This is a genomic window from Pseudomonas flexibilis, assembly GCF_000802425.1.
Classification (GTDB): Bacteria; Pseudomonadota; Gammaproteobacteria; order Pseudomonadales; family Pseudomonadaceae; genus Serpens; species Serpens flexibilis.
On record NZ_JRUD01000012.1, the window covers coordinates 1 to 23,760 of the forward strand.

22 protein-coding genes and 1 other RNA gene are annotated in these 23,760 nt (G+C 67.5%); 10 read left to right on the plus strand and 13 right to left on the minus strand.

Annotation, left to right across the window (positions count from 1 at the left end):
* Nucleotides 1-261: 261 nt before the first annotated feature.
* From SF06_RS09125 to SF06_RS09145, 5 genes are read right to left on the minus strand one after another with little or no spacing between them, the layout of a single operon-like run.
* The gene (locus tag SF06_RS09125; RefSeq protein WP_027590984.1) at nucleotides 262-1,383 is read right to left on the minus strand and encodes an ABC-2 transporter permease; all 1,122 of its coding nucleotides are present in this window, start codon (nucleotides 1,381-1,383) and stop codon (nucleotides 262-264) included.
* A 1-nt stretch (nucleotide 1,384) separates the two neighbouring features.
* Nucleotides 1,385-4,111 (minus strand): ribosome-associated ATPase/putative transporter RbbA, encoded by a 2,727-nt coding sequence (gene rbbA / locus SF06_RS09130; RefSeq protein ID WP_039560934.1) that lies wholly within the window; start codon nucleotides 4,109-4,111, stop codon nucleotides 1,385-1,387.
* Nucleotides 4,108-5,181, minus strand: a complete 1,074-nt coding sequence (locus SF06_RS09135; protein WP_027590986.1) for an HlyD family secretion protein — start codon at nucleotides 5,179-5,181, stop codon at nucleotides 4,108-4,110. The genes rbbA and SF06_RS09135 overlap by 4 nt, the downstream gene beginning before the upstream one ends.
* A gap of 44 nt (nucleotides 5,182-5,225) precedes the next feature.
* Nucleotides 5,226-7,079, minus strand: a complete 1,854-nt coding sequence (locus tag SF06_RS09140; protein ID WP_027590987.1) for a sensor domain-containing diguanylate cyclase — start codon at nucleotides 7,077-7,079, stop codon at nucleotides 5,226-5,228.
* A 49-nt stretch (nucleotides 7,080-7,128) separates the two neighbouring features.
* On the minus strand, nucleotides 7,129-7,578 hold the full coding sequence (locus SF06_RS09145; protein WP_027590988.1) for an EVE domain-containing protein: 450 nt from the start codon (nucleotides 7,576-7,578) through the stop codon (nucleotides 7,129-7,131).
* 136 nt (nucleotides 7,579-7,714) lie between these two features.
* Here SF06_RS09145 and SF06_RS18840 point away from each other — a divergent pair, with 136 nt between their 5' ends.
* A complete protein-coding gene (locus SF06_RS18840) occupies nucleotides 7,715-7,846 on the plus strand; it encodes a hypothetical protein (protein ID WP_256214752.1) in 132 nt (43 codons plus the stop codon).
* Here the strand turns inward: SF06_RS18840 and SF06_RS09155 are convergent.
* The 4 genes from SF06_RS09155 to SF06_RS09165 form a co-directional block, all read right to left on the minus strand.
* Nucleotides 7,843-8,484: a 5-formyltetrahydrofolate cyclo-ligase gene (locus tag SF06_RS09155; RefSeq protein WP_051587471.1), complete on the minus strand. Its 642-nt coding sequence runs from the start codon at nucleotides 8,482-8,484 to the stop codon at nucleotides 7,843-7,845. The genes SF06_RS18840 and SF06_RS09155 overlap by 4 nt on opposite strands.
* Nucleotides 8,485-8,548: 64 nt before the next feature.
* Nucleotides 8,549-8,726, minus strand: a non-coding RNA gene (ssrS, locus tag SF06_RS17825) — 6S RNA.
* A 31-nt stretch (nucleotides 8,727-8,757) separates the two neighbouring features.
* On the minus strand, nucleotides 8,758-9,054 hold the full coding sequence (locus SF06_RS09160) for a cell division protein ZapA (RefSeq protein WP_027590989.1): 297 nt from the start codon (nucleotides 9,052-9,054) through the stop codon (nucleotides 8,758-8,760).
* Entirely contained in the window at nucleotides 9,051-9,260 is a 210-nt protein-coding gene (locus SF06_RS09165; protein ID WP_027590990.1) for a TIGR02449 family protein, read from the minus strand. The genes SF06_RS09160 and SF06_RS09165 overlap by 4 nt, the downstream gene beginning before the upstream one ends.
* A gap of 166 nt (nucleotides 9,261-9,426) precedes the next feature.
* On the opposite strand from SF06_RS09165, the gene SF06_RS09170 reads away from it, so the two are divergent.
* From SF06_RS09170 to SF06_RS09185, 4 genes are read left to right on the plus strand one after another with little or no spacing between them, the layout of a single operon-like run.
* Nucleotides 9,427-9,972: a YecA/YgfB family protein gene (locus SF06_RS09170; RefSeq protein ID WP_027590991.1), complete on the plus strand. Its 546-nt coding sequence runs from the start codon at nucleotides 9,427-9,429 to the stop codon at nucleotides 9,970-9,972.
* Nucleotides 9,973-9,985: 13 nt separating this feature from the next.
* Nucleotides 9,986-11,317: a Xaa-Pro aminopeptidase gene (gene pepP, locus SF06_RS09175; protein ID WP_039560939.1), complete on the plus strand. Its 1,332-nt coding sequence runs from the start codon at nucleotides 9,986-9,988 to the stop codon at nucleotides 11,315-11,317.
* Complete coding sequence (ubiH, locus tag SF06_RS09180) at nucleotides 11,317-12,501, plus strand: 2-octaprenyl-6-methoxyphenyl hydroxylase (RefSeq protein ID WP_039560941.1); 1,185 nt, start codon at nucleotides 11,317-11,319, stop codon at nucleotides 12,499-12,501. The genes pepP and ubiH overlap by 1 nt, the downstream gene beginning before the upstream one ends.
* Nucleotides 12,502-12,513: 12 nt before the next feature.
* On the plus strand, nucleotides 12,514-13,731 hold the full coding sequence (locus SF06_RS09185; protein WP_039560943.1) for a 2-octaprenyl-3-methyl-6-methoxy-1,4-benzoquinol hydroxylase: 1,218 nt from the start codon (nucleotides 12,514-12,516) through the stop codon (nucleotides 13,729-13,731).
* Nucleotides 13,732-13,734: 3 nt separating this feature from the next.
* Here SF06_RS09185 and SF06_RS09190 read toward each other — a convergent pair whose 3' ends face one another.
* On the minus strand, nucleotides 13,735-14,217 hold the full coding sequence (locus SF06_RS09190) for a hypothetical protein (protein WP_027590153.1): 483 nt from the start codon (nucleotides 14,215-14,217) through the stop codon (nucleotides 13,735-13,737).
* Between the two features lie 179 nt (nucleotides 14,218-14,396).
* Here SF06_RS09190 and SF06_RS09195 point away from each other — a divergent pair, with 179 nt between their 5' ends.
* From SF06_RS09195 to gcvH, 4 genes are all read left to right on the plus strand, one after another.
* Nucleotides 14,397-15,398, plus strand: coding sequence for an extracellular solute-binding protein (locus SF06_RS09195; protein ID WP_027590154.1), 1,002 nt, complete (start codon nucleotides 14,397-14,399; stop codon nucleotides 15,396-15,398).
* Nucleotides 15,399-15,505: 107 nt separating this feature from the next.
* Nucleotides 15,506-17,116, plus strand: coding sequence for an ABC transporter permease (locus SF06_RS09200; RefSeq protein WP_027590155.1), 1,611 nt, complete (start codon nucleotides 15,506-15,508; stop codon nucleotides 17,114-17,116).
* 152 nt (nucleotides 17,117-17,268) lie between these two features.
* Nucleotides 17,269-18,348 carry a glycine cleavage system aminomethyltransferase GcvT gene (gcvT, locus tag SF06_RS09205; RefSeq protein ID WP_027590156.1) on the plus strand — a complete coding sequence of 360 codons (1,080 nt, stop codon included), beginning with the start codon at nucleotides 17,269-17,271 and terminating at the stop codon, nucleotides 18,346-18,348.
* 34 nt (nucleotides 18,349-18,382) lie between these two features.
* Complete coding sequence (gene gcvH, locus SF06_RS09210) at nucleotides 18,383-18,766, plus strand: glycine cleavage system protein GcvH (RefSeq protein WP_027590157.1); 384 nt, start codon at nucleotides 18,383-18,385, stop codon at nucleotides 18,764-18,766.
* 138 nt (nucleotides 18,767-18,904) lie between these two features.
* On the opposite strand, the gene SF06_RS09215 is transcribed toward gcvH, so the two are convergent.
* Both SF06_RS09215 and SF06_RS09220 read right to left on the minus strand, forming a co-directional pair.
* The gene (locus tag SF06_RS09215; RefSeq protein WP_027590158.1) at nucleotides 18,905-19,204 is read right to left on the minus strand and encodes a DUF2388 domain-containing protein; all 300 of its coding nucleotides are present in this window, start codon (nucleotides 19,202-19,204) and stop codon (nucleotides 18,905-18,907) included.
* A 46-nt stretch (nucleotides 19,205-19,250) separates the two neighbouring features.
* The gene (locus tag SF06_RS09220; RefSeq protein ID WP_052199765.1) at nucleotides 19,251-20,828 is read right to left on the minus strand and encodes a L,D-transpeptidase family protein; all 1,578 of its coding nucleotides are present in this window, start codon (nucleotides 20,826-20,828) and stop codon (nucleotides 19,251-19,253) included.
* 179 nt (nucleotides 20,829-21,007) lie between these two features.
* Between SF06_RS09220 and SF06_RS09225 the strand changes: the two genes are divergently transcribed.
* A complete protein-coding gene (locus SF06_RS09225; RefSeq protein ID WP_039560946.1) occupies nucleotides 21,008-21,718 on the plus strand; it encodes a murein L,D-transpeptidase catalytic domain family protein in 711 nt (236 codons plus the stop codon).
* Between the two features lie 123 nt (nucleotides 21,719-21,841).
* On the opposite strand, the gene tfpB is transcribed toward SF06_RS09225, so the two are convergent.
* A complete protein-coding gene (gene tfpB, locus SF06_RS09230) occupies nucleotides 21,842-23,605 on the minus strand; it encodes a type IV pilus assembly ATPase TfpB (RefSeq protein WP_039560949.1) in 1,764 nt (587 codons plus the stop codon).
* Nucleotides 23,606-23,760 lie beyond the last annotated feature (155 nt).

The following is a 23,760-nucleotide window of genomic DNA, read 5'->3' on the forward strand; positions in this document are numbered from 1 at the left end:
GAATGCGGCATGCGTGATGCGGGTCCGTCTCGGGGGCTCGGAGATTTGTCTAAGAGACAGGATTCCTTATCGGCCCTTGGTGAGTGGGGGCGGGACGATCTCTCCCACGGTCTGTACTTGCGTCAGATGCGAACTGGGTCCCTCATCCCCGACAGGCACAAACATACAAGCGAATTCATTCGCGAGCTCCCTGGTAAGGCTTGCAGTCTGGCTGGCCGTCGGAAAAGCTCGCGGACAAGTCCGCGCCCGCAGCTTCCAGCGTCAGGCCATCTGCGCCAGCGTCTTGCGAAAGCGCGCCAGCGCGCCGAAGAAGAACAGCGCACCGATGCCCAGGATGGCCAGCAGCTGCGGCCAGACGATGGCCAGCCCGGCGCCGCGGTAGAGGATTGCCTGGGCCAGGCTGACGAAGTGGGTGGTCGGCGCCACCAGCATGATGTACTGCACCACCTCCGGCATGCTTTCGCGTGGCGTGGTGCCGCCGGAGAGAATCTGCAGCGGCATCAGCACCAGGATGATCAGCAGGCCGAGCTGCGGCATCGAGCGCGCCACCGTACCGAAGAAGATGCCCATCGATGTGGTGGCGAACAGGTGCAGAGCGGCGCCGAACAGGAACAGCCACAGCGAACCCTCGATAGGCACCTGCAGCCAGCCCTGCACCACCACCACCAGGGACAGCGCGGTCGCGCCGAGTACCACCAGGCCCATCGACCAGACCTTGCCGAGCATGATCTCCAGCGGCGTCACCGGCATCACCAGCAGGTGCTCGACGGTGCCGTGTTCGCGTTCGCGGATCAGCGCCGCCCCGGTGAGGATGATCGACAGCATGGTGATCTGGTTGATCACTTCCATCACCGAGCCGAACCAGGAGCGGGTCAGGTTGGGGTTGAAGGCCACGCGCATCTCCAGCTCCACGGCCTGGTTGCTGCCGCCCCGGTGGCGCTGCAGGAACTCGGCAATCTCGCTGGCCGCGATGCTCTGGATGTAGCCGGCGCCGGTGAATGCCTGGCTCACCTGGGTGGCGTCCACATTCAGCTGCGCCGTCGGCTGGCGTCCGGCCAGCAGGTCGCGCTGGAAGTTCGGCGGGATGTTCAGGGTGAAGGTGTAGTCGCCGGCATCCATGCCACGGTCCATCTGGTTGAGGTCGATCAACTGCGGCGGCAGGAAGAACGGCGGCTGGAAGGCGTTGATGATGCGCATCGACAGCGGTGAGCGGTCCTCGTCGACCACTGCCAGGCTGGCATGGTGCAGGCTTTCCGGCATGCTGCTGGCGGCGGTGTAGACTCCCAGGGTGAAGGCCCAGGCGATCAGCAACAGCAGCGCCACGTCGCGATACAGGCTGCGCAGCTCCTTGATGCCCAGGTTCAGCACGTTGCTGCGACGCATCTCAGGCCTCCTGCTTCTTCAACAGGCTGGTGCACAGCGCCAGCAGGACGGGAATCGTGATGGCCAGCGGCAGCAGGTAGCTACCCAGGTCGCCGAAGCCCAGCGCCTTGGAGAACACCCCGCGGCTGATGACCAGGAAATGCGAGGTGGGATACAGCTGGCCGACCACGGCCCCGAAGCCTTCCAGCGAGGAAACCGGGTAGATCAGCCCGGAGAACTGGATGGCGGGGATCAGCGTGGCGATGGCGGTGCCGAACACCGCGGCAATCTGGCTGCGGGTGAAGGTGGACATCAGCAGCCCCAGCGCGGTGGCGCAGCCCAGGTAGAGCACGGCGCCAAGCAGCAGGGTCAGCGGGCTGCCCTTGAGCGGTACATCGAACAGGATGATTGCCGCCACGACCAGCAGGACGAAATTCAGCAGGCCGAGTGCCAGGTACGGTAACTGCTTGCCGAGCAGGAATTCCAGGCGGGTCACCGGCGTGACGTACAGGTTGATGATCGAGCCCAGCTCCTTTTCGCGCACCACGCCCAGGGCGGTGAGCATGGCCGGGATGAGCATCAGCAGCAGCGGAATCACCGCCGGCACCATGGCCTTAAGGCTTTCCACGTCCGGGTTGTAGCGGTAGCGGACCTCCAGCGAGGCTGGCAGCGCGGTGGACTGGCCGGCCGCGCGGGCCAGATTCTGCAGGTAGTCGTTATGGATGCCCTGCACGTAGCCCTTGATGGTGTCGGCGCGGGTCGGCATGGCCCCGTCCACCCAGGCGGCGATGGCCGGACTGGCGCCGCGCTTGAGCTCACGGCCGAAGCCGGGGGGGATTTCCACCGCCAGGCTGATCTCGCCGCTGCGCAGGCGCCGGTCGAGGTCGGCGTGATCGCGCAGGGGCGGTTTCTCGAGGAAGTAGCGCGAGCCGGACAGGTTCAGGCTGTAGGCCTGGCTGGTGGTGGTCTGGTCGTGGTCGAGCACCGCGAACGACAGGTCCTCGACATCCAGGCTGATGCCGTAGCCGATGATGAACAGCAGCAGCAGGCTGCCGAGCAGCGCCATGCTACCGCGGATCGGGTCGCGACGCAGCTCCAGGGACTCGCGGCGCGCGTAGCTGAACAGGCGCAGCAGGCTGAAGCGCTGGCGCGGCTGCCGGGCCAGCGGCGCGGCGACCGAGGTGGCGGGCGTCTTCGGAGCGGGCGTGTCGGCGCCGGCCGCCTCCTCCAGGTAGGCGATGAAGGTGGCTTCCAGACTGGGCAGCCCGCGCCGTTCCATCAGCTCCTGCGGCGTGCCGCTGTCCAGCACCACGCCGGCGTGCATCAGCGAGATGCGATCGCAGCGCTGCGCCTCGTTCATGAAATGGGTGGAGATGAAGATAGTCACGCCGTCGCGCCGCGACAGGTCGATCATCAACTGCCAGAAGCCGTCGCGGGCCACCGGATCGACGCCCGAGGTGGGTTCGTCGAGGATCAGCAGCTCCGGCTCGTGGATCACCGCCACGGCCAGCGACAGGCGCTGGCGCAGGCCGAGCGGCAGGCGCTCGGGCAGCTGGTCCATCACCGGGCGCAGGTCGAAGCGCTCGGCCAGTTCGGCGATGCGTGGCGCGATGCGTTCTTCGGGCATCTGGAACAGCCGGGCATGCAGGTCGAGGTTCTGCTCGACGGTCAGCTCGCGGTACAGCGAAAAGGCCTGCGACATGTAGCCGACCCGTCGTCGGGTCTGCAGGTCGTGGGGATCGACCGGCTGGCCGAACAGGAAGGCCTCCCCCTCGCTGGCCGGCAGCAGGCCGGTGAGCATTTTCATGGTGGTGGACTTGCCGCAGCCGTTCGAGCCGAGGAAGCCAAAGATTTCGCCGCGCGGGATGCGCAGGTTTACGTCGCGAACCGCCACGAAGTCGCCGAAACGCATGGTCAGGCCGTGCGCCTCGATGGCAATGTCCGTCTCGCCAGAGGGGCGTGGCGGAATCACCAGCTGGCGGTGTTCCCGGCGTTTTTCCTCCGGTAACAGGGCGATGAACGCTTCCTCCAGGCTGCTGCTCGCGCTCTGCTGGCGCAGCTCGGCGGGCGTGCCGGCGGCCAGCACCCGGCCGGCATCCATGGCCACCAGCCAGTCGAAGCGTTCGGCCTCCTCCATGTAGGCGGTGGCCACCAGCACGCTCATCTGCGGGCGTTCGGCGCGGATGCGCGCGATCAGCTCCCAGAACTGGTTGCGCGACAGTGGATCGACACCGGTGGTCGGCTCGTCGAGGATCAGCAGGTCCGGGTCGTGGATCAGCGCGCAGCACAGGCCGAGCTTCTGCTTCATGCCACCGGAGAGCTTGCCGGCCGGGCGTTCACGGAACGCTGATAGGCCGGTGCTGCGCAGCAGCTCGTCGATGCGTCGTTCGCGCTCGGCCTGGCGCTGGCCGAACAGGCGGCCGAAGAAGTCGAGGTTCTCCACCACCGAGAGCGTCGGATAAAGGTTCTTGCCCAGCCCCTGGGGCATGTAGGCGATGTGCGGGCAGACACGCCGGCGGTGGCGCGGATCGGCCATGTCGCCGCCTAGCGCCGCGACGCGGCCGTCCTGGATCCTGCGGGCGCCGGCGACCAGCGCCAGCAGGCTGGACTTGCCGACGCCGTCCGGGCCGATCAGGCCGACCATGCGCTGCGCGGGCAGCTCCAGGTCGATGTCGGCCAGCGCGCGGGTCTTGCCGTAGCGCAGGCCGACCCCCTGGAGCCGCGCGACCGGCTCGCCCGCGGCGCTCATTGCGGAACCTTGATCGCCAGGTGCGCCGGCCACTCGGCCGCCGGATCAAGCCGCAGGTAGGCCATGCCCGGCACGCCGGTCTTTACGTGGGCCAGGTGCTTGCGCAGCAGGTCGGGGTCGATGCGCGCCTTGACGCGAAACATCATCTTCTCCCGCTCGCTGGTGGTCTCCACGGTCTTGGGCGTGAACTGGGCGACGCTGGCCACGTAGGTGATGCGCGCCGGAATCACGTACTCGGGGGCCGCGTCGACCACCAGACGCGCCTCGGCGCCCAGCGCCACGCGCCCGGCCTGGCGCTCGGGCAGGAAGAAGGTCATGTAGACGTCGGACAGATCGACCAGATTGAGCAGCTTGCCGCCGGCACCGAGCACCTCGCCCGGCTGGCTGATACGGTACTGCACCCGGCCGGCGCGCGGCGCCTTGAGCTGGCTGTCGTCGATGTCCACCTGCAGACGGGTGACACTGGCCTGTGCCGCCTCCACCGCGGATTGCGCCTCGATGACCTGCGACTGGGCGGCGGCGATGCCGGCCTCGGCGGAACTGACCTGGGAGCGCGAGGCAGCCAGCGCGGCCTGAGCGCTCTGCAGGGCGGCCAGATCGTCGTCCAGCTGCTGGCGCGGCACGGCGTTGCTCTTCACCAGCGTCTGACTGCGCGCGTGGCGCTTCTGTGCGGCGGCGAGTTCTGCCTGGCGCTGGCGAACCACGGCCTCGGCGGTGCTCTTCTCGCTTTCGCGCAGGGCCACCTGGGCGCGTGCGGTGTGGATGGCATTCTCGGCCTGGCGCAGTTGGGCGCGCGCCTGGGCCAGCTGGGCTTCGAGTACCTGGGTATCCATGCGCGCCAGCACCTGGCCGGCGTCCACGAAGTCGCCTTCCTCCACATCGATGGCCGCTACCCGGCCGCCGAGTTTGGTGGCCACGTCGACCTCGGTGGCCTCGATGCGGCCATTGCCCGAGGCGAAGCCGTCACCCAGGCCGCTGGGGCGCAGCTCGTACCAGGCCAGGCCGGCAAGGCCGGCGATGATGGCGAGGGGGATGCCCACACGGGTGATCCAGCGTGTGCTCTTGGTCATGATCCGCTCCTTACCGTAGGGAGGCCCGCTGCAAAGGAAGGAGTTTATTCTGCCGACAGCGGGGGCGTGGAGTGTTGATGACCATCAAGCCGCGACCAGACACAGCTGCGGTTGCGACCGCCGTGCTTGGCGCGGTACAGCGCCTGGTCGCAGTGGGCGATCAGGCGTTGCGGACTGTCCTGGCATTCCAGGTCGGAAGTGGCGATACCGATGCTCAGGGTCAGGCGCCCGAGTGGGCTCTCCGGATGCGGCAGGGCCAGTTCCGCGAGGCGCTCGTGGATGCGCGCGGCCAGGTGCTCGGCACCCTCCAGGCGGGTATTGGCGAGGATGATGGCGAACTCCTCGCCACCGTAGCGGCAGGCCACGTCGCCCTCGCGCTGCAGGCATTCGTGCAGCAGTCGACCGACGCGCCGCAGGGCGTCGTCCCCCGCCAGGTGGCCGAGGCTGTCGTTGTAGCGCTTGAAGTGGTCGATATCCACCAGCAGCAGCGACAGGGGCGTGCCGAGCCGGCGCAGGCGTCGCCATTCGGCCTGCAGTTGCTGGTCGAAGAAGCGCCGGTTGTGCAGGCCGGTCAGTCCGTCCTGCTGGGAAAGCCGCTGCAGGCGTGCCTCCATGCGCAACCGTTCGGTGTTGTCGCGCGACACGCCGATAAGAAATTCACGGCCCGCGCGTTCCACCAGCTGGGTACTGATCTCCGCCGGCTGCAGGGTGCCGTCCTGGCAGCGCAGCTCGCGCTGCAGCAGGCGTGGCGAGCCCTCGCGGTGCAGCTGGCGTACTTCGTCCAGCCATTGTTGGTAGCCGGGCATGAGGTGCTCGGGATCGCGTTGAAACAGGGTGTGGAAGGTCTCGCGGTCGTAGCCGAGGCCGACATGGATGGCGCGGTTCATGTAGAGGAACGCGTGCGCCTGGAGATCGAGAATGAACAGCCCGTCGCGGCTGAAATCGGTCAGTTCCAGGATCAGGCGCTGCTGCGCGCGGCTCTCGCGCAGGCGGGCGGCAATGCGCCGGCGTCGCTGCGCCTCGGCCCGCAGTAAACGGTTGCTGACCAGCAGGGCGGAGGCCCGGCGGTGGTTTTCCAGTGCCAGGTACAGCGCAGCCACCAGCAGCAGGCTGATGGACAGGCTGGCGCCCAGGACCACGCGCGGCCATGGCGTATTCAGGCGTTGCAGGATCTCCGTGGTGGGGGTGAGCAGCAGGGTGAATACCGGCTCGCCGGGCAGGCTGAGCGACACCCGCTGGCGCAGATCAGTAGCGGAGTTGGCAAGATTCTGATCATGGAGGGTCTGATCCTGCTCCAGCAGCGCCACGCTGAAGCGCCACTCACCCAGGCGCGTCAGCCAGCTGTCCAGCAGATCGGAGAGGCGAAAGGTGCCGCGCAGGTAGCCGTCGAAGCCGGGACCGGGGGTGTTGCGGTCATACAGGGGCACGTACAGGGCCATGCCCGGGCTGCCATCGGCCAGGGGGAAGCTGCCGCTGAAATGCGGCTCGCCCTGGTCGCGGGCGCCCAGCGCACTGTCGGGATTGGGCGGTTCGAGGGGTTCGCTGCGTCCGGCGGGCACCTGCCAGCGCAAACGACGCGCGGCGTCCAGCCATTCGATGGCGTGGTAGCCGTCGCGTCCGGTCAGCAGCAGTCGCGCCTCGCGTTGCCAGTCTTCGCGGCGCAGCCGGCCCTCGTTGTTCCAGCGCTCGGCCAGTCGTTGCAGGTTGACTCCACGGTCTGCCAGGTAGGCTTCGAACTGGCGGGCCAGATGCTGGGCGTGCAGGTGCAGTTGCTCCCGGGCGCGCGCCTGACGGTCGTTTTCCAGCCGCTGCCAAAGCAGCAGGCTGCCCGCGCACAGGGCGCAGAGCAGCAAGCCGAGCAACAGGTAGACGGCGGGGGGGCGGGCGACGCGGGTCATGAGCAAATCCTTTGCAGTGCTGTGGGTTTAGCACAGCCCCCGGGAACCCTCAACGCAGCGCCAGGATGGCCTCCCATTGCGCCGGTGTCACTGGCATCACCGAAAGGCGGCTGCCCTTCTGCACCAGCGGCAGGTCGGCCAGCGCCGGCTCGGTCTTCAGGCGCGGCAGTTCGATGACACGATCGAAGGTTTCCACATGGCCGACGTCAACGGCGCTCCAGGGGTTCCGCTGGGAAGTTGCCTTGATGTCAAAATAGTGGCTTTCCGGTTGGAGCGCGGTGGGGTCCGGGTAACTCGTGCCGAGGATGCGGCCGATGCCGGCCACGCCCGGACGTGGGCAGCTGGAATGGTAGAACAGGAAGAGATCACCCGGTTGCATGGCGCGCAGGAAGTTTCGTGCCTGGTAATTGCGAACCCCGTCCCAGCGCGCTTCGCCGAGACGTGATAGGTCCGCGCTGGACAGTTCGTCGGGTTCGGATTTCATCAGCCAGTACGGCATGAACTTTGCCTTCCTCTTTTGGTCCGAGTCGCGGGCATTGGAGCCGGCAGGTCAGCGGACGTTCAGTTCACCGAGCGTCCTACTACAAAAACAGCCACCGGCATTCTTGAAGTTGTCTGTAGGGGAAGACAAGGCAATGAGACGGCAAAAACCCGATTTGTTGTGGGTACTGGTTATTGTGTTCAGCCTGGGCATGGTCACTACCGGCTATACCCAGGGTCTCTGGGAGCGCCAGGCCGAGGCGCCTCCCACCACGTCGCAGCGCTAAGCGCGCTGCGCGGTTTCCGGGCCGGCTCGGCCGGCCCCTGCGCAATACCAGCCTCTGTCGGTCACCGTGGCCTGCAGGGGAACATCCCAGCTGGCCAGCGCCAGATGATCCACTTGCTGACACTGATGGGCCATGCCCATCAGTGTCGGCTTGTGCCAATTTTTGCGCAGGTCGAGATACGCCAGGCTGCGGTCGTAGAAACCGCCGCCCATGCCAAGGCGGCCGCCCCGCCCATCAAAACCCACCAGTGGCAGGCAGATCAGATCCAGGGTCCAGGCCTTGCGTTGCCGTGCGCGGCAGAAGTGTGGCTCGGGAATGCCGAAACGATTGGGTCGCAGTTTCTCGCCCTTGCGCAGACGCTGGAACACCATGCGGGTGCGCGGCCAGGGGTTGAGTACCGGCAGGTAGGTCGCCTTGCCGCGTCGCTGGGCTTCGCGCAACAGCAAGGCGGGATCGATTTCGCCATCGTTGGCCAGATACAGGGCCACATGCCGGGCTCGGCGAAACAGCGGATGGTGGCTCAACTGGCGGTAGAGGTCGCGCGCGGCGCGGCGTTGCTCGAGTGGGGTCAGCTGGCGGCGCCGCTGGCGCAGCAGGCGGCGCAATTCGGTGCGCGAAAGGTCGTCACGCTGGATCATGGCGAGAGGCGGCCCTGAAATGAAAACCGCCGGCGCGGATGCTCCGGGCCAGCGGTATGGAATTCGACTCCCCGGCATGCCGCTGTCGGCGTGACCCTTGAACCCGAGAGTTCAAGGTGGCGACCGCCGGCAACCTTAAGGCTCTCCGTCGAGCGGATATGCACACGGGCTGCACGTACGGCCTCCAGAAGTTTTGCTTATCGGGAGAGGGACGTGCCAACTGGCGCACACACCAGGGAGTTGTCCGGGAGTATACGCCGTTTTTCCCTCAAGTCACTCACTGCCCAGGGCGGTATCCACCCGGTCCAGCAGTTCGCGTACCTGCTCGCGGGCCAGGCTGTCCTGCTGTTGTTGCTGCTGCTGCAGGCGCTGCAGATCATGAGCGATGTTCAGCGCGGCCATGACCGCGACGCGCTCGGAGCCGATGACCTTCCCGCTCAGGCGGATCTCGCGCATCTTGCCGTCCAGGAAGCGTGCGGCGTTTTCCAGGCTGGCGCGGGCATCGCTCGGGCAGGCGATGCAGTATTCCTTGTCGAGGATGGTGACGGTGACAGTGGTGGATGGGGTCATGAGTCCTGCTCCAGGGCCTTGAGGCGGGAAATCATCGCTTCGACCTTCTGGCGAGCCAGTTCGTTCTTCTCGATCAATTGGGCGCGTTCTTCGCGCCAGGCCCTTTCATTGGCCAGCAACAGCCGGTTCTGGGCTTTGAGACGTTCGTAATGCTCGAGCAGCTCGTCGAGTTTCGCTGCCAGGCGCTGCAGTTCGGTGTTTTCCATGAGGGCTCGGGGAGGCAACGGGGCTCCGACTATAGGGAGGAGGACGCAAGGGGGTCAAACGCCGTGCGTGACGGCGCCGTGATGTCACGGGGCAGTGCGCCAGGGCTGCCTTGCCCGCCTCGGGCTGCTAGGATACGGAGCCTTCTGTTTCCCGCCCAGAGTCGTCATGTCCAGTACCTCGCCCTACGCCGCCTTCGCTACCCTGCTCGCCTCCTCGGGCTATTCCGTTTCCCCCGCCGAACTGCACGGCCTGCTGGTTGGCCGCAGTTGCGCGGGCCTGGGGTTCGAGGCCGACGGCTGGCTGGAAGACGCCCGCGAGCTGCTCGGCAGCGAGCCGCAGGACAACGTGCGCCAGGCGCTGCTGGGCCTGCAGGCAATGGTCAAGGAGGAACTGACCAGCGAGGAGTTTTCCATGGTGCTGCTGCTGCCCGGCGACGACGCGCCGCTGGCCGAGCGGGCCAGCGCGCTGGGGCAATGGTGCCAGGGGTTCCTCTCCGGCTTCGGTCTGGCGCCGCGCGAACAGGCGCTGTCCGCCGAGGCCATGGAAGTGCTCCAGGACCTGGCCGCCATTGCCCAGGTGCAGAGCGCGCTCGACGAGTCCGAGGACGGCGAGAGCGACTATATGGAAGTCATGGAATACGTGCGTCTGGCCCCGCTGCTGCTGATGTTCGTCGGACGCGATGCGCCTGCCGCCAAACCCTCCCTGCACTGACCGGAACCTGCCGATGATCCGCATCCCGCAAGACGAATACGCCCGCCGTCGCGCCGCGCTGATGGCGCGCATGGAACCCGGCAGCATCGCCATCCTGCCGGCGGCCCCGCTGCAGCTGCGCAACAGCGACGTCGAGCACACCTATCGGCAGGACAGCGATTTCCAGTACCTCAGCGGCTTCCCCGAGCCGGAGGCGGTGCTGGTGCTGATCCCGGGACGCGATGAGGGGCAGTACATCCTGTTCTGCCGCGACCGCGATCCGGAACGCGAGCTCTGGGATGGCCGGCGCGCCGGCCAGGACGGCGCGGTGCGCGACCACGGTGCGGACGATGCCTTTTCCATCCGGGCCATTGATGAGCTCCTGCCGTCGCTGATGGAGAGCCGGCGCCGGGTCTACTACGCCGTCGGCCAGCAGGACAGCTTCGACCAGCAGGTCATGGGCTGGGTCAACCGCGTGCGCGCCAAGGTGCGCCAGGGGGTGACGGCGCCAAGCGAGTTCGTGGCCCTGGCGCCGCTGCTGCATCCGCTGCGCCTGCGCAAGTCCGAAGCGGAGCTGGCGGTCATGCGTTACGCCGCGCAGGTCTCCGCCCGCGCCCATGTGCGCGCCATGCAGGCCAGCCGCGCCGGGCTGTACGAATACCACCTGGAAGCCGAACTGGATTACGCATTCCGCAAGGGCGGTGCGCGTCTGCCGGCCTACGGTTCCATCGTGGCCGCCGGGCGCAACGCCTGCATCCTGCACTACCGTGAGAACGACGCCCCGCTGAACGACGGCGACCTGGTGCTGATCGACGCCGGTTGCGAGATCGACTGCTACGCCAGTGACATCACCCGCACCTTCCCGGTCAGCGGGCGCTTCACGTCGGAACAGAAGGCCATCTATGAGCTGGTCCTCAAGGCCAATCTGGAAGCCTTCCGGCACATCGCCCCCGGCAAGCGCTGGAACGATGCGCACGAGGCCACCGTGCGGGTGATCACCGCCGGCCTGGTCGAGCTGGGGCTGCTGCAGGGCGAGGTGGATGCGCTGATCGAACGCGAAGCCTACAAGCCCTTCTACATGCACCGCGCCGGACATTGGCTGGGTATGGATGTGCACGACGTCGGCGACTACAAGGTCAATGGCGTATGGCGCGAGCTGGAGCCGGGCATGTGCATGACGGTCGAGCCGGGCATCTATATCGCACCGGACAACGAGCAGGTCGAGCCCCGCTGGCGCGGCATCGGTGTGCGCATCGAGGATGACGTGGTGGTCACCGCCAGTGGTTGCGAGATTCTCACCGGCGACGTGCCCAAGTCGGTCGCCGAGATCGAGGCCCTGATGGCCGGAAACCGGGAGCACGCCTGATGGAACGGGTCGAGCTGGCGATCATCGGCGGAGGCCTGGTCGGCGCCAGCCTGGCCCTGGCCCTGCAGGACGGCGCGCGGGCGCGCGGCTGGCGCATCGTGATGATCGAACCCTTTGCGCCCGGCGACAGCTATCAGCCCAGTTACGACGCCCGCTCCTCGGCGCTGGCCTATGGCAGCCGGCTGATCTTCGAGCGGCTGGGCCTGTGGCAGCGGCTGGCCCTGCGGGCAGAGCCGATCCTGCACATCCATGTTTCCGAGCGGGAGCGTTTCGGCGCCACCCGCATGCATGCCGCTGACGAGCGCGTGCCGGCCCTTGGCTATGTGGCTGAGAACGCCTGGCTCGGGCATTGCCTGTGGCAGGCGCTCGACCCCGAGGTCGTCAGTTGGCGCTGCCCGGCGGAAGTCACCGACCTGCAGGCGCTGCCTGACGGCTACCGACTGCAACTCAAGGATGGCGCGTGCCTGGACTGCGACCTGGCGGTACTGGCCGACGGCGGGCGCTCCGGGCTGCGCGAGCGGCTGGGCATTGGCGTCGAGCGCCGCCCCTACGGGCAGAGCGCGCTGATCGCCAACGTTACGCCGAGCCTGCCCCATGGTGGCGAAGCCTTCGAGCGCTTCACCGCCCAGGGGCCGATGGCCCTGCTGCCGTTCCTCGACAACCGCTGCGTGCTGGTCTGGACCCGCGACCCGCAGGAAGCCGAACGCCTGCAGGTGCTGCCCGAGCCCGCGTTCCTCGACGAGCTGCAGCAGGCTTTCGGCTACCGCCTGGGGCGCTTCCAACACGTTGGCGCCCGGCACCTGTATCCGCTGGCGCTGGTCGAGGCCCGTGAGCAGGTGCGCCCGCACCTGGTGGTGCTGGGCAATGCGGTGCACAGCCTGCATCCGATCGCCGGTCAGGGCTTCAACCTGTGCCTGCGCGATGCCGTGGCGCTGGCCGAGACCCTGCTGGAAAGCGAGGAAGCACTGGGCGACCTGGCCACCCTGACGCGCTACCAGGAGCGCCAGCGGTTCGATCAGGACCTGACCATCGGCTTCTCCGACCGTCTGACCCGCCTGTTCGGCGCCAACCTGCCGCTGCTGGATCAGGCCCGCCACCTGGGATTGCTCGGCCTGGACCTGCTGCCGCCGGCCAAGCACTGGTTCGCCCGGCAGGCCATGGGCCTGGGCGCCCGCATCATTTAACGAGGGACTGACATGCACGCGGACATCATCATCGTGGGCGCCGGCATGGTCGGCAGCGCCCTGGCACTGGCCTTGAAGGACAGCGGGCTGGACATCCTGCTGGTGGATGGTGCCCCGCTCGAGCCCCGGCCTTTCGATCCGGCGGCCCCGTTCGAGCCGCGTGTCAGCGCCCTTTCGGCAGCCAGCCAGAACCTGCTGGAGCGTCTCGGCGCCTGGCCGGGCATCCGCGCGCGGCGCTGCAGTCCCTACGCGCACATGCACGTGTGGGACGGTTCGGGGACGGGTCAGATTCGCTTCTCGGCCGCCAGCGTGCATGCCGAAGTGCTCGGGCACATCGTCGAGAATCGCGTGGTGCAGGATGCCCTGCTCGACTGCCTGCGCGACGGCCCGGTGCGGCTGCTCGGCCAGGCGCGGGTCGAGCGCCTGCAGCAGGGCGAGGCCGGCTGGCGGGTGAGCCTGGCCGATGGGCGCGAACTGCAGGCGCCGCTGCTGGTGGCCGCCGATGGCGCCAATTCGGCGGTGCGCCGCATGGCCGGTTGCCAGACCCGCGAGTGGGACTATTTCCACCACGCCATCGTCACCAGTGTGCGTTGCGCCGACGAGCACGGACTGACCGCCTGGCAACGCTTCACCGACGACGGCCCGCTGGCCTTCCTGCCGCTGGACCGCGACGGCGACCGCCACTGGTGCTCGATCGTCTGGTCGTGCACCCCGGGCGAGGCCGAGCGGCTGATGGTGCTGGACGAGCCGGCCTTCCGTGCAGAGTTGGGCAAGGCGTTCGAGTACCGCCTGGGCGAGGTGCTGGAGGTCGATCCGCGTGTCTGCATCCCGCTGCGCCAGCGTCACGCCAAGCGTTACATCGCGCCGGGGCTGGCCTTGATCGGTGACGCCGCGCACGTCATTCATCCCCTGGCCGGACAGGGCGTGAACCTGGGATTCCTGGATGCCGGCGTGCTGGCCGAGGAGTTGCTCAAGGCGCGGGCGCGAGGCGAAGCCCTGCACAGCGAGCGCGTGCTGGCCCGCTTCGAGCGCCGGCGCATGCCCTACAACCTGGCGATGATGGCGTCCATGGAAGGCTTCGAGCGGCTGTTCCAGGCCGACTTGCCGGCGCTGCGCTGGCTGCGCAACGCCGGTCTGCGTCTGGCCGACCGTCATCATCTGCTCAAGTCGCTGTTCGTGCGTCAGGCCCTGGGCCTGGACGGTGACCTGCCGGAGCTGGCGAGGGGCTGAGCCTTACCAGCTCAGCAGATCGCTGCCGAAGGTGATCATGTAACCGGCGGTGCCCAGGATCGCAAACTGGGCACTGACGCGCCGGTACTGATAGCCGAGCGCCGGAATCACGCCGACGCCAACGCCGTCCCGGTTGACCGGGATCTTGTCCTCGTACTCGCCCTTGTAGCCCAGCAGTGGACCGGCGGTCAGCTTGGCGTAGAGGCCAGGCACCTGCTCGTCGAACGACCAGCGCCGGCCCACGTAAAAGTACTGGCTGGGCTGATGGTAGGAGTTGTGGAACCACATGGCTCCGGCCAGCCAGCGGTCGGGATTTTCCACCTCCAGGCCGAACAGGTCGGGCGTGTCATTGTGAAGGGGATCCGGCTTCCAGTGGTGAACGTAGGGGCCGTAGTGAAGGCTCAGCACATGGGAAGCCTGAGCCTCGGCGCCCAGTGCGCCCAGGGCGATGAGCGCGCAGGCGGCGCGAATAACAGAATGTTGCAAGGGACAGCCTTACTGCAGGAAACAAAGGGGCGTCGGCGAACCGCTGACGCGGGGCGGGGCCGACTGCAATATCCGCACCACGCGAGTGGTGTTTACCTGCGGCGAAACCGCGCGTTGTGGTGATAAGTGATAGTCACTATCATCTGGGGCAATTTCCTACCAAAACGAGAGGCATTGCCATGCGGGTCAGTAACGCGCTGTTTGCCACCCTGGCGCTGGGTGTCTGGATCGGTCAGGCCCAGGCCGCCGAGGATGTGGTGGTCTACTCCTCGCGCATCGACGAGTTGATCAAGCCGGTGTTCGACGCCTACACCCAGGAAACCGGTGTGAAGGTCAAGTTCATCACCGACAAGGAAGCTCCCCTCATGGCGCGCATCAAGGCCGAGGGCGCCAACACGCCGGCCGACCTGCTGCTCACCGTGGATGCCGGCAACCTCTGGCAGGCCGAGCAGATGGGCATCCTGCAGCCGCTCAAGTCCGATGTGGTGGCCGCCAACATCCCGCCCCAGTACCGCGCTTCCAGTGGTGCCTGGACCGGCCTGTCGCTGCGCGCGCGGACCATTGTCTACTCCACCGAGCGGGTCAAGCCGGGCGAGCTGAGCACTTATGAGGCGCTGGCCGACGAGAACTGGGAAGGCCGCCTGTGTCTGCGCACCAGCAAGAAGGTGTACAACCAGTCGCTGACCGCCACCCTGCTGGAAACCCACGGCGCGAAGAAGACCGAGCAGATCCTCACCGGCTGGGTCAACAACCTGGCTACCGACGTGTTCTCCGACGACAACTCGGTGATCAACGCCATCGACGCCGGCCAGTGCGACGTGGGTATCGTCAACACCTACTACTTCGGTCGCCTGCATGCGCAGAACCCGGACCTGAAGGTGCGCCTGTTCTGGCCGAACCAGAACGACCGTGGCGTACACGTCAACCTCTCCGGCATCGGCCTGACCAAGTACGCGCCGAACCCGGAAGGCGCCCGCAAGCTGGTGGAATGGATGACCGGTGAAACGGCGCAAGCCATCTTTGCCGGCGCCAACAAGGAATTCCCGGCCAACCCGAAGGCGCCGGTCTCCGAAGAAGTGGCCAGCTGGGGCAGCTTCAAGGCCGACACCATCCCGGTGGAAGTGGCCGGCAAGCGTCAGGCCGAGGCCATTCGTCTGATGGATCGGGTGGGCTGGCGCTGAGTCCAGCGCGCAACGGGCCGGTTGCCACCGGCCCATTGCCACTGTTTAACTTGCGCGCCCCGCTCCGTCCGGGGCGTCGTCGTTTCCGAGCCGCCAGGAGTTCGCGCGTGTCTCATCCGATCCAGCGCCGTTGGTACCCCGTCGTGTTCAGCGTGGCCGCCCTGGTCCTGCTGCCGCTGAGCATCCTGCTGTTCAGCTGGCATGAAGTGGACGGCGAGATCTGGAACCACCTTTGGGAAACCCAGATGGCCCGACTGATCGGCAATACCGGGATCCTGGTGCTGGGTGTCGGTGTCGGCGTGGCCATGCTGGGAGTGAGCCTGGCCTGGCTCACTGCGCTCTGCGAGTTTCCCGGTCGCAAGTGGCTGGACTGGGCGCTGATGCTGCCGTTCGCGATCCCCGCCTACGTGCTGGCGTTCGTGTTCATCGGCCTGTTCGATTTCTCCGGTCCCGTGCAAAGCCTGGCCCGTGACTGGTTCGGCAGCGGCATCCGTTTCCCCCGTGTGCGTTCCACCGGTGGCGTGATCCTGGTGCTGGTGCTGGTGTTCTATCCCTATGTCTACCTGCTGGCGCGCTCGGCCTTCCTGGCCCAGGGCAAGGGTCTCATGGAGGCTGCCCGCGTGCTGGGACAGTCACCCTGGCAGGCCTTCTGGCGGGTGGCATTGCCGATGGCCTGGCCGGCGATCGGCGCCGGCCTGGCGCTGGCGATCATGGAAACGCTGGCGGACTTCGGCGCCGTCGCGGTGTTCAATTTCGACACCTTCACCACCGCCATCTACAAGACCTGGTACGGCTTCTACAGCCTGACCGGCGCCACCCAGCTGGCCAGCCTGCTGCTGCTGGCGGTGATGCTGGTGCTGTATGGCGAGCGGCGCGCCCGCGGCGCCAGCCGTCCGGCCAGTGAGCGTCCGCGCGGGAAGGCGCTGTACCGGCTGAGCGGCTGGAAGGCAGCACTGGCCAGCGGCTGGTGCGCCCTGGTGTTCCTCTGCGCCTTCGTCATTCCGCTGCTGCAACTGCTGGTGTGGTTCTGGCAGCGCGGGCGTTTCGATCTGGACGAGCGCTACGCCGCCCTGATCCTGCACACCCTCTACCTGGGCGGCATGGCGGCGCTGATCATCGTTGCGGTGGCGCTGCTGCTGGCCTTCGCTCGGCGCCAGGCTCCGACCCGGGCGATCCGCTCCGGCGTGGGCGTGGCCAACCTCGGCTACGCGTTGCCCGGCGCGGTGCTGGCGGTGTCCATCATGCTCGCCTTCAGCTACCTGGACACCCACATCGTGGTGCCGCTGTCCGCCTGGCTGGGGGGCGCCGGCAAGCCGTTGCTGCTCGGCAGCCTCGGTGCCCTGCTGGTCGCCTACCTGATCCGCTTCCTGACCGTCGGCTACGGGCCGCTGGAAAGCAGCCTGGCGCGCATCCGTCCATCGCTGCCGGAAGCCTCGCGCAGCCTCGGTGTCGGCGGACCGGCGTTGTTCTTCAAGGTCTACCTGCCGCTGCTGCTGCCCGGCGTGCTGAGCGCGGCGCTGCTGGTGTTCGTCGACGTGCTCAAGGAAATGCCCGCCACCCTGCTGATGCGCCCGTTCGGCTGGGACACCCTGGCCGTGCGCATCTTCGAGATGACCAGTGAAGGCGAGTGGGCGCGCGCCGCGTTGCCGGCGCTGACCCTGGTGGCGGTCGGCCTGCTGCCGGTGATTTTGCTGATCCGCCGCTCCGCCCGGCGCTGAGTCTGCGGAACTTTCCGCCACCGGCCAGGGTCTTGTCTGGCCGCCGTGCCGGTCGGACCCCTTGTCGTGCTTTCGTAAGACCGGGCGGCTACAATGCGCGCCATTCGACGCAGCCGCGCCCGTCGCGGAGTCACGTCTGCAAGGAGAGACCCATGGGTGAACGTACGCCTCTGTACGACCTGCATCTGGCCCTCGGGGCCAAGATGATTGATTTCAGCGGTTGGGAGATGCCGCTGCACTACGGTTCCCAGGTGGAGGAGCACCATCAGGTGCGTCGCGAATGCGGCGTGTTCGATGTGTCCCATCTGTGCGTGGTGGACGTGACCGGTGCCCAGGCCCAGGCGTTTCTGCGGCGCCTGCTGGCCAACGATGTGGCGCGTCTCGATGCGCCGGGCAGTGCACTGTACAGCGTGGTGCTGAACGAACAGGGCGGGATTGTCGACGATCTGCTGGTCTACCTGACCGTCGACGGTTATCGGCTGGTCAGCAATGCCGCCACCCGTCAGCGCCTGGCCAGCTGGCTGCGCCAGCAGGCCGCCAGTTTCGCGGTGCAACTGCGCGAGCGCAGTGACCTGGCTATCCTCGCCGTGCAGGGTCCCGATGCGCGCGCCCGGCTCAGCGCCCAGGTGACCATTGCCCGCGCCGCGCTGATCAAGGAACTCAAGCCCTTCCAGGGACTGGAGGAAAACGGCTGGTTCATCGCGCGCACCGGCTACACCGGCGAGGACGGTCTGGAAGTCATGCTGCCGGCCAGCGACGCGGCGGATTTCTTCAACGACCTGGTGGGGGCCGGCATCGCGCCCATCGGGCTGGGTGCCCGCGATACCCTGCGCCTGGAAGCCGGCCTGGGGTTGTATGGCCAGGACATGGACGAGAGTGTCTCGCCGCTGGTCAGCAACCTGGCCTGGAGCGTGGCCTGGACGCCGGGACGCGATTTCATCGGCCGCGCCGCGCTGGAAGCCGAGCGCGACCTCGGTGTGGCGCGCAAGCTGGTTGGCCTGGTGCTGGAAGAACGTGGCGTGCTGCGCGCCCATCAGGCGGTGCGCGTGGAGGGCATCGGCGAAGGTGAGATCACCAGCGGGAGCTTTGCACCGACGGTGGGCAAATCCATCGCGCTGGCCCGCCTGCCGATGGCCGCCGGCGAGCGCGCCGAAGTGGAAATTCGCGGCAAGTGGCATCCTGTGCGGGTAGTCAACCCGCCCTTCGTACGCCACGGCCGCATCCTGATCTGAATGCCTGGCGACATCCAACAAGAGAGGAACCGACATGAGCCAAATCCCCGCCGATCTGCGATATGCCGCCACTCATGAGTGGGCACGCCTGGAGAACGACGGCATCGTCACCGTGGGCATCACCGACCATGCCCAGGAGGCGCTTGGCGATGTGGTGTATGTCGAACTGCCGGAAATCGGTCGCGTCCTGCAGGCCGGGGAGCAGGCCGGGGTGGTGGAGTCGGTGAAGGCCGCCTCGGACATCTATGCGCCGGTAGGCGGCGAGGTAGTGGCGGTGAACGGCGCCCTGGTGGACAGCCCGGAACTGATCAACAGCGAACCTTATGGCAGCTGGTTCTACCAGTTACGCCCGACCGACAGCGCCGAGCTGGACAAGCTGCTGGACGCCGCCGGCTACGAACAGGTTGCCAGCGCCTGAGTCCATTCCAGTCCCTTGGGGCCGGCTGACGCGCCTCGCCCCCACACGGTGCGCTCCCGCGCACTCGTGTGAGGCTCGCAGCTTCTCCAGCAGGGCCGGCTTTACGCCGGCCGCCGGAGTGGGGCGGTTCCCCATTTCCTATTCCTGCGCGAGCAGCGCCTCGGCCAGCTGCAGGTCGCTGTGCGCCGCGAGTTCCGGGCGGGTGTCGCGCAGGTGCCGCAACGCCGCTTCCAGGTAGGCGCCGCGTACCGAGCCTGCGCTGGCGACGAAGGCGCCGGCATCCTCCCTGGCCGCGACCACCAGTTTGTCGTCCTTGAAGGTCGAGTACAGCGAGGCGGAGATCCCTGCCGAAGTGGCATAGTCGCTGGCATCCCTGGCCAGGGTCAGGCCCGGCGCAACCAGCAGTGAGGCACAGAACAGTGCGGTGACGGAACGCATGGCGGCAACTCCTGAACGAAATGGGGCAAGGCTGTCCCGATGCAGTTCAGAAGCGCGCAGTGGCGGCGGAGTTCCGCTGCCCCGGCGCAGGGTCACGTTCCACCAGGGCCTGCTGCAGCGCGGCATCCCGATGGTAGAGGTCGGGGCGAAAGCGCAATCGACCCTCGTTGTCCACCTCGGCGGTCCAGTAGGCCATGAGAATCGGCATGGGGCGCGCCAGACGGTACTCTTGGGTGCGCCCGCCGCTCAGCAGGCGGTTGACCCGCTCGTGCTCGCCTTCAACCAGCAGCAGATCGACCAGGCCCAGCGCGTGCTCCACCCGCACGCAGCCGGAACTGAAGGTGCGCTGTGCCTCGGCGAACAGTCGCTGGCTGGGCGTGTCGTGCAGGTACACGGAGAAGGGGTTGTCGAAGCGCAGCGCCACCTTGCCGAGCGGATTGCTGGGGCCGGCCGCCTGGCGCAGCAGAATGCCGCGCGGACGGGACCAGTCCACGCTGGCAGGGTTCAGGCGGCGCCCCTGGTGATCGAGGACGGTCATCTGGTGCTGGGCGAGGAAGCCGAGGTCGCGGCGAATCTCCGGCAGCTTGTCCTCGCGCAGGATGGTGGGCGGCACCGTCCAGGTCGGGTTCAGGGTCAGGCGCTCGATGCGCGACTTGAGTTGCGGGGTCGGACGGTCCGCGCGGCCCACCTGGGTACGCGTTTCCCAGGTCAGCAGACCCTCGCGATAGAGCAGCAGGCGCCCGCCGGCGATGTCCACCACCAGCAGGTTGGCTTCCATGTCGCCGGACAGCCAGCGCCAGCGCTCCAGGTTGACCCGCACCTGGGCGCGGCGCTGCGCGGGACCGATGTTCAGCTCGGCCAGGGTCGCCGGGCCGAGGATGCCGTCGTCCTTCAAGCCATGCTGTTGCTGGAAGCGCGCCAGCGCGGCGGCCAGTTCGGCATCGTGGCGCAGCGGATCGCTGCCGGACGGGGCGAGCGGCTCGGGCAGGTAACCGGCGCGGTGCAGGCTACGCCGCAGCAGCGGGGTGCGCGCATCCGTGCGTCCCGGACGCAGCAACGGACCGCTCGGTAGCGGCTCGAATTCGGCTAGAGGCTGGCTGCGCAAGCGGACGTAGTGATCACGCAGCGCCCGGTATTGCGGCAGGTCAGGGCGTGCCGCGTCGAACGCGCCAGGCAGGTCGTCCAGGCCGCGCACGGCCAGGCTCAGCAGGCTGGCCTGCCTGTCAATCTTGGGTTCTAGGCGCCAGAAGGGATCCAGTCCGGTGTGCGCCAGGCGGCCCTCGCTCAGGTGTTGCAGCGCCAGCAGATAGGCGTGGCTGATGCGCAGTTCAAGGCAGGCCTGTTGCAGCGTGTCGCTTGCCGAGTCCGGCGAGCGAACCGGCAGGTACTCGGCGGGGTCAAGACCATCGTCGACCAGCGCTTCCAGCTGGCGGGCCAGATCGTCGCGGCGGCTGGCGGCCTGCCACTGTGGCTGATGACCGAGAAAGGCATAGAAGACTTCCAGTCGCTGACGAGCCTGCGGCTCGACGGGGACCGGGCACAGCGACTGCTCCAGCGCCTGGCGAAGCGGCGGCCCGACGCTGATGATGTCTTGAGCACCCCACGCGACAAGCGGAGCCGCCATCAGCCAGGTGCTCAAGTACAATGCTGCGCGTTTTTTATACAAATCAGCACTCCGGATACCTTCAAGGACGCCGCCAGCTCACACGGTGGCGCCCACTACAAGAGTTCGCGAAAAGTATAGGCAGGCTACCGCCGCTACGAGACAGGACGTCTGGAGTCGTAACCACGAGGCCTTCGCCCATGACCCTTCTGCGACGAGCGCTACTGCTCGCCGCCGGGCTTTGTTTGCCCGGTATGCCGCTGCTGGCGGCGGTTCCCTCCACGCCGCTGGCCGACGAGCTGTCGCGCAGCGCCCCGAAACTCAACAAGCAGGTCCTGGTCCATGCCCTTTCGGCCATGCAGTGCGCCGTCAATCATGGCGCCGAGGCTGCCGACCGCCTGGCGGTGATCGACTTCTCGCTGCCCTCCAGCGAGCGGCGGCTGTGGATCTTCGATCTGCGCAGCAAGCGCCTGCTGCTCAAGGACTACGTCGCCCATGGCAACAAGTCGGGCGCCAACGAGGCAACCGTGTTCTCCAACCGGGTCGGCAGTCACCAATCGAGCCTGGGGCTGTTCCGCACCGCGGAGAGTTACCGGGGCAAGCACGGCTATTCGCTGCGCATGGACGGCCTGGAGCCGGGTATCAACGATCGGGCCCGCGAGCGCGCCATCGTCATTCACCCCGCCGACTATGTGAACCCGCAGTGGATCGCCACCCAGGGACGCATCGGCCGCAGCCAGGGCTGCCCGGCGGTACGCCCGGAGGTCGGGCGCATGGTGGTGGACAGCCTCAAGGGCGGCCAGTACCTGTTTGCCTGGTACCCGGACCAACAATGGCTGCAGAGTTCCGCCTACCTGAACTGCGAGCCGGAGCGGGTGGCCAGCATCCTCGGCCAGCGCACGGACGGTTGAGGCAGATGTAGGTCGGACAGCGCTTTTCTGGCCGCCGAAAGGGCGGGCACGAAGCCAGACCCTGTGCATTATGGCTGCCGAAAAGGCGCCAACCGCCTACGCCACTCCTGCGATGTCTCCCGGCTACGTCACCCGCAGCACCTCTTCCACGGTGGTGAGTCCGGCGGCGATCTTCTGCGCGCCGGACAGGCGCAGGCTGCGCATGCCCTCCTTGAAGGCGGCGTGGCGCAGGGCGTTGAGGTCCATGTCCGGGTTGATCAGCGGCTTGAGCGCATCGCTCAGTTGCAGGATTTCGTACACCCCGGCGCGGCCCCGGTAGCCGGTGTCGCGGCATTCCGCGCAGCCCACGGCGCGCTGGGCGCCACCGGGGGGCGCTGCGCTCCACGGCCGGGTCAGCGCCTGCCAGTCCGCCGGCGCAATCTGCGCCGGCGCCTTGCAGTGCGGGCACAGGGTGCGTACCAGGCGTTGCGCCATCACGCCCAGCAGGGTGGCCTTGAGCAGGTAGTGCGGCACGCCCAGCTCCAGCAGGCGGGTGATGGCGCTGGGCGCGTCGTTGGTGTGCAGGCTGGACAGCACCAGGTGCCCGGTGAGCGCCGCCTGGATGGCCATCTCGGCGGTTTCCAGATCGCGGATCTCGCCGATCATGATGATGTCCGGATCCTGGCGCATCAGCGCGCGCACGCCGCTGGCAAAGCCCAGGTCGATCTGCGGTTGCACCTGCATCTGATTGAAGGTCGGCTCGATCATCTCGATCGGGTCTTCCAGCGTGCAGACGTTCACCTGCGGCGTGGCCAGCTGCTTGAGGGTGGTGTACAGCGTGGTGGTCTTGCCCGAGCCGGTGGGGCCGGTGACCAGGATGATGCCGTGGGGCTGGCGGGTCATGGCCTGCCAGCGCTGCAGGTCGTCCGGGGAAAAGCCCAGTTGATCGAAGCTCTTGAGCAGCACTTCGGGGTCGAAGATGCGCATCACCATCTTCTCGCCGAACGCGGTCGGTAGCGTGGACAGCCGCAGCTCCACCTCGCCGCCCTCCGGGGTGCGGGTCTTGATGCGGCCGTCCTGGGGCTTGCGCTTTTCCGCCACGTTCAGCCGGCCGAGGCTCTTCAGGCGGCTGATCACCGCCAGGGTCACCTGCGGCGGCAGCTGGTAGACGGTGTGCAGCACCCCGTCGATGCGAAAGCGCACCGTGCCCTGCTCGCGGCGCGGCTCGATGTGGATGTCGCTGGCGCGCTGCTGGTAGGCGTACTGGAACAGCCAGTCGACGATGTTGACGATGTGCGCGTCGTTGGCGTCCGGCTCCTGGTCGCTGGCACCGAGGCTGAGCAGTTGCTCGAAGTTGCCGATGCCGCTGATCTTCTGGTCCAGGCTGGCCGCGCCGCTCACCGAGCGCGCCAGACGGTAGAACTCCTGGGTGTAGCGCTGGATGTCTGCTGGATTGGCGATCACCCGGCGCAAGGGCCGTTTGAGCACATGGCGCAGGTCGGCTTCCCAGCCGTGCACGTGGGGCTCGGCGCTGGCGATGGTCACCGCCTCGCCGTCCGCCGCCACGGCGAGAATGCGGTGGCGCTGAGCGAAGGCATGGGACATCAGCGGCACGACGGCGGCGACATCGATCTTCAGCGGATCGATGCGCAGGTAGGGCTGGCCGGCCTGCTCGGCCAGCCACTGGGTGAGGGTTTCCAGGTCCAGCGCGCGGCCGGGGTGGGCGAGGTCATCCAGTTGCTGGGCGGCGATGACTTCCAGCGGGTGTTGGCGCCCCGTGGCGGCGCCCCGGCGCGCCAGGCACTGCTCGGCGCCGTCCTGGGTGAGGCGGCCACTGGCGACCAGCTCGCGCAGCAGGCCGCCGAGCTCCAGCCAGCGGTCGGCAGCGGGCGGGGTGGAAGCGGACATGGGCGGCTCCTGCTGAGAACGATGGTTCGGCAGGTTAGCGATTCGCCGTGAACCGGGCGGTGCGCCCTTGCACAGTCCGCGCGTAGCGCGGCACATCAAACAGGGTTCGACGCGGGACCTGTGGGAGCGAACTTGTCCGCTTGTATGTTTGTGCC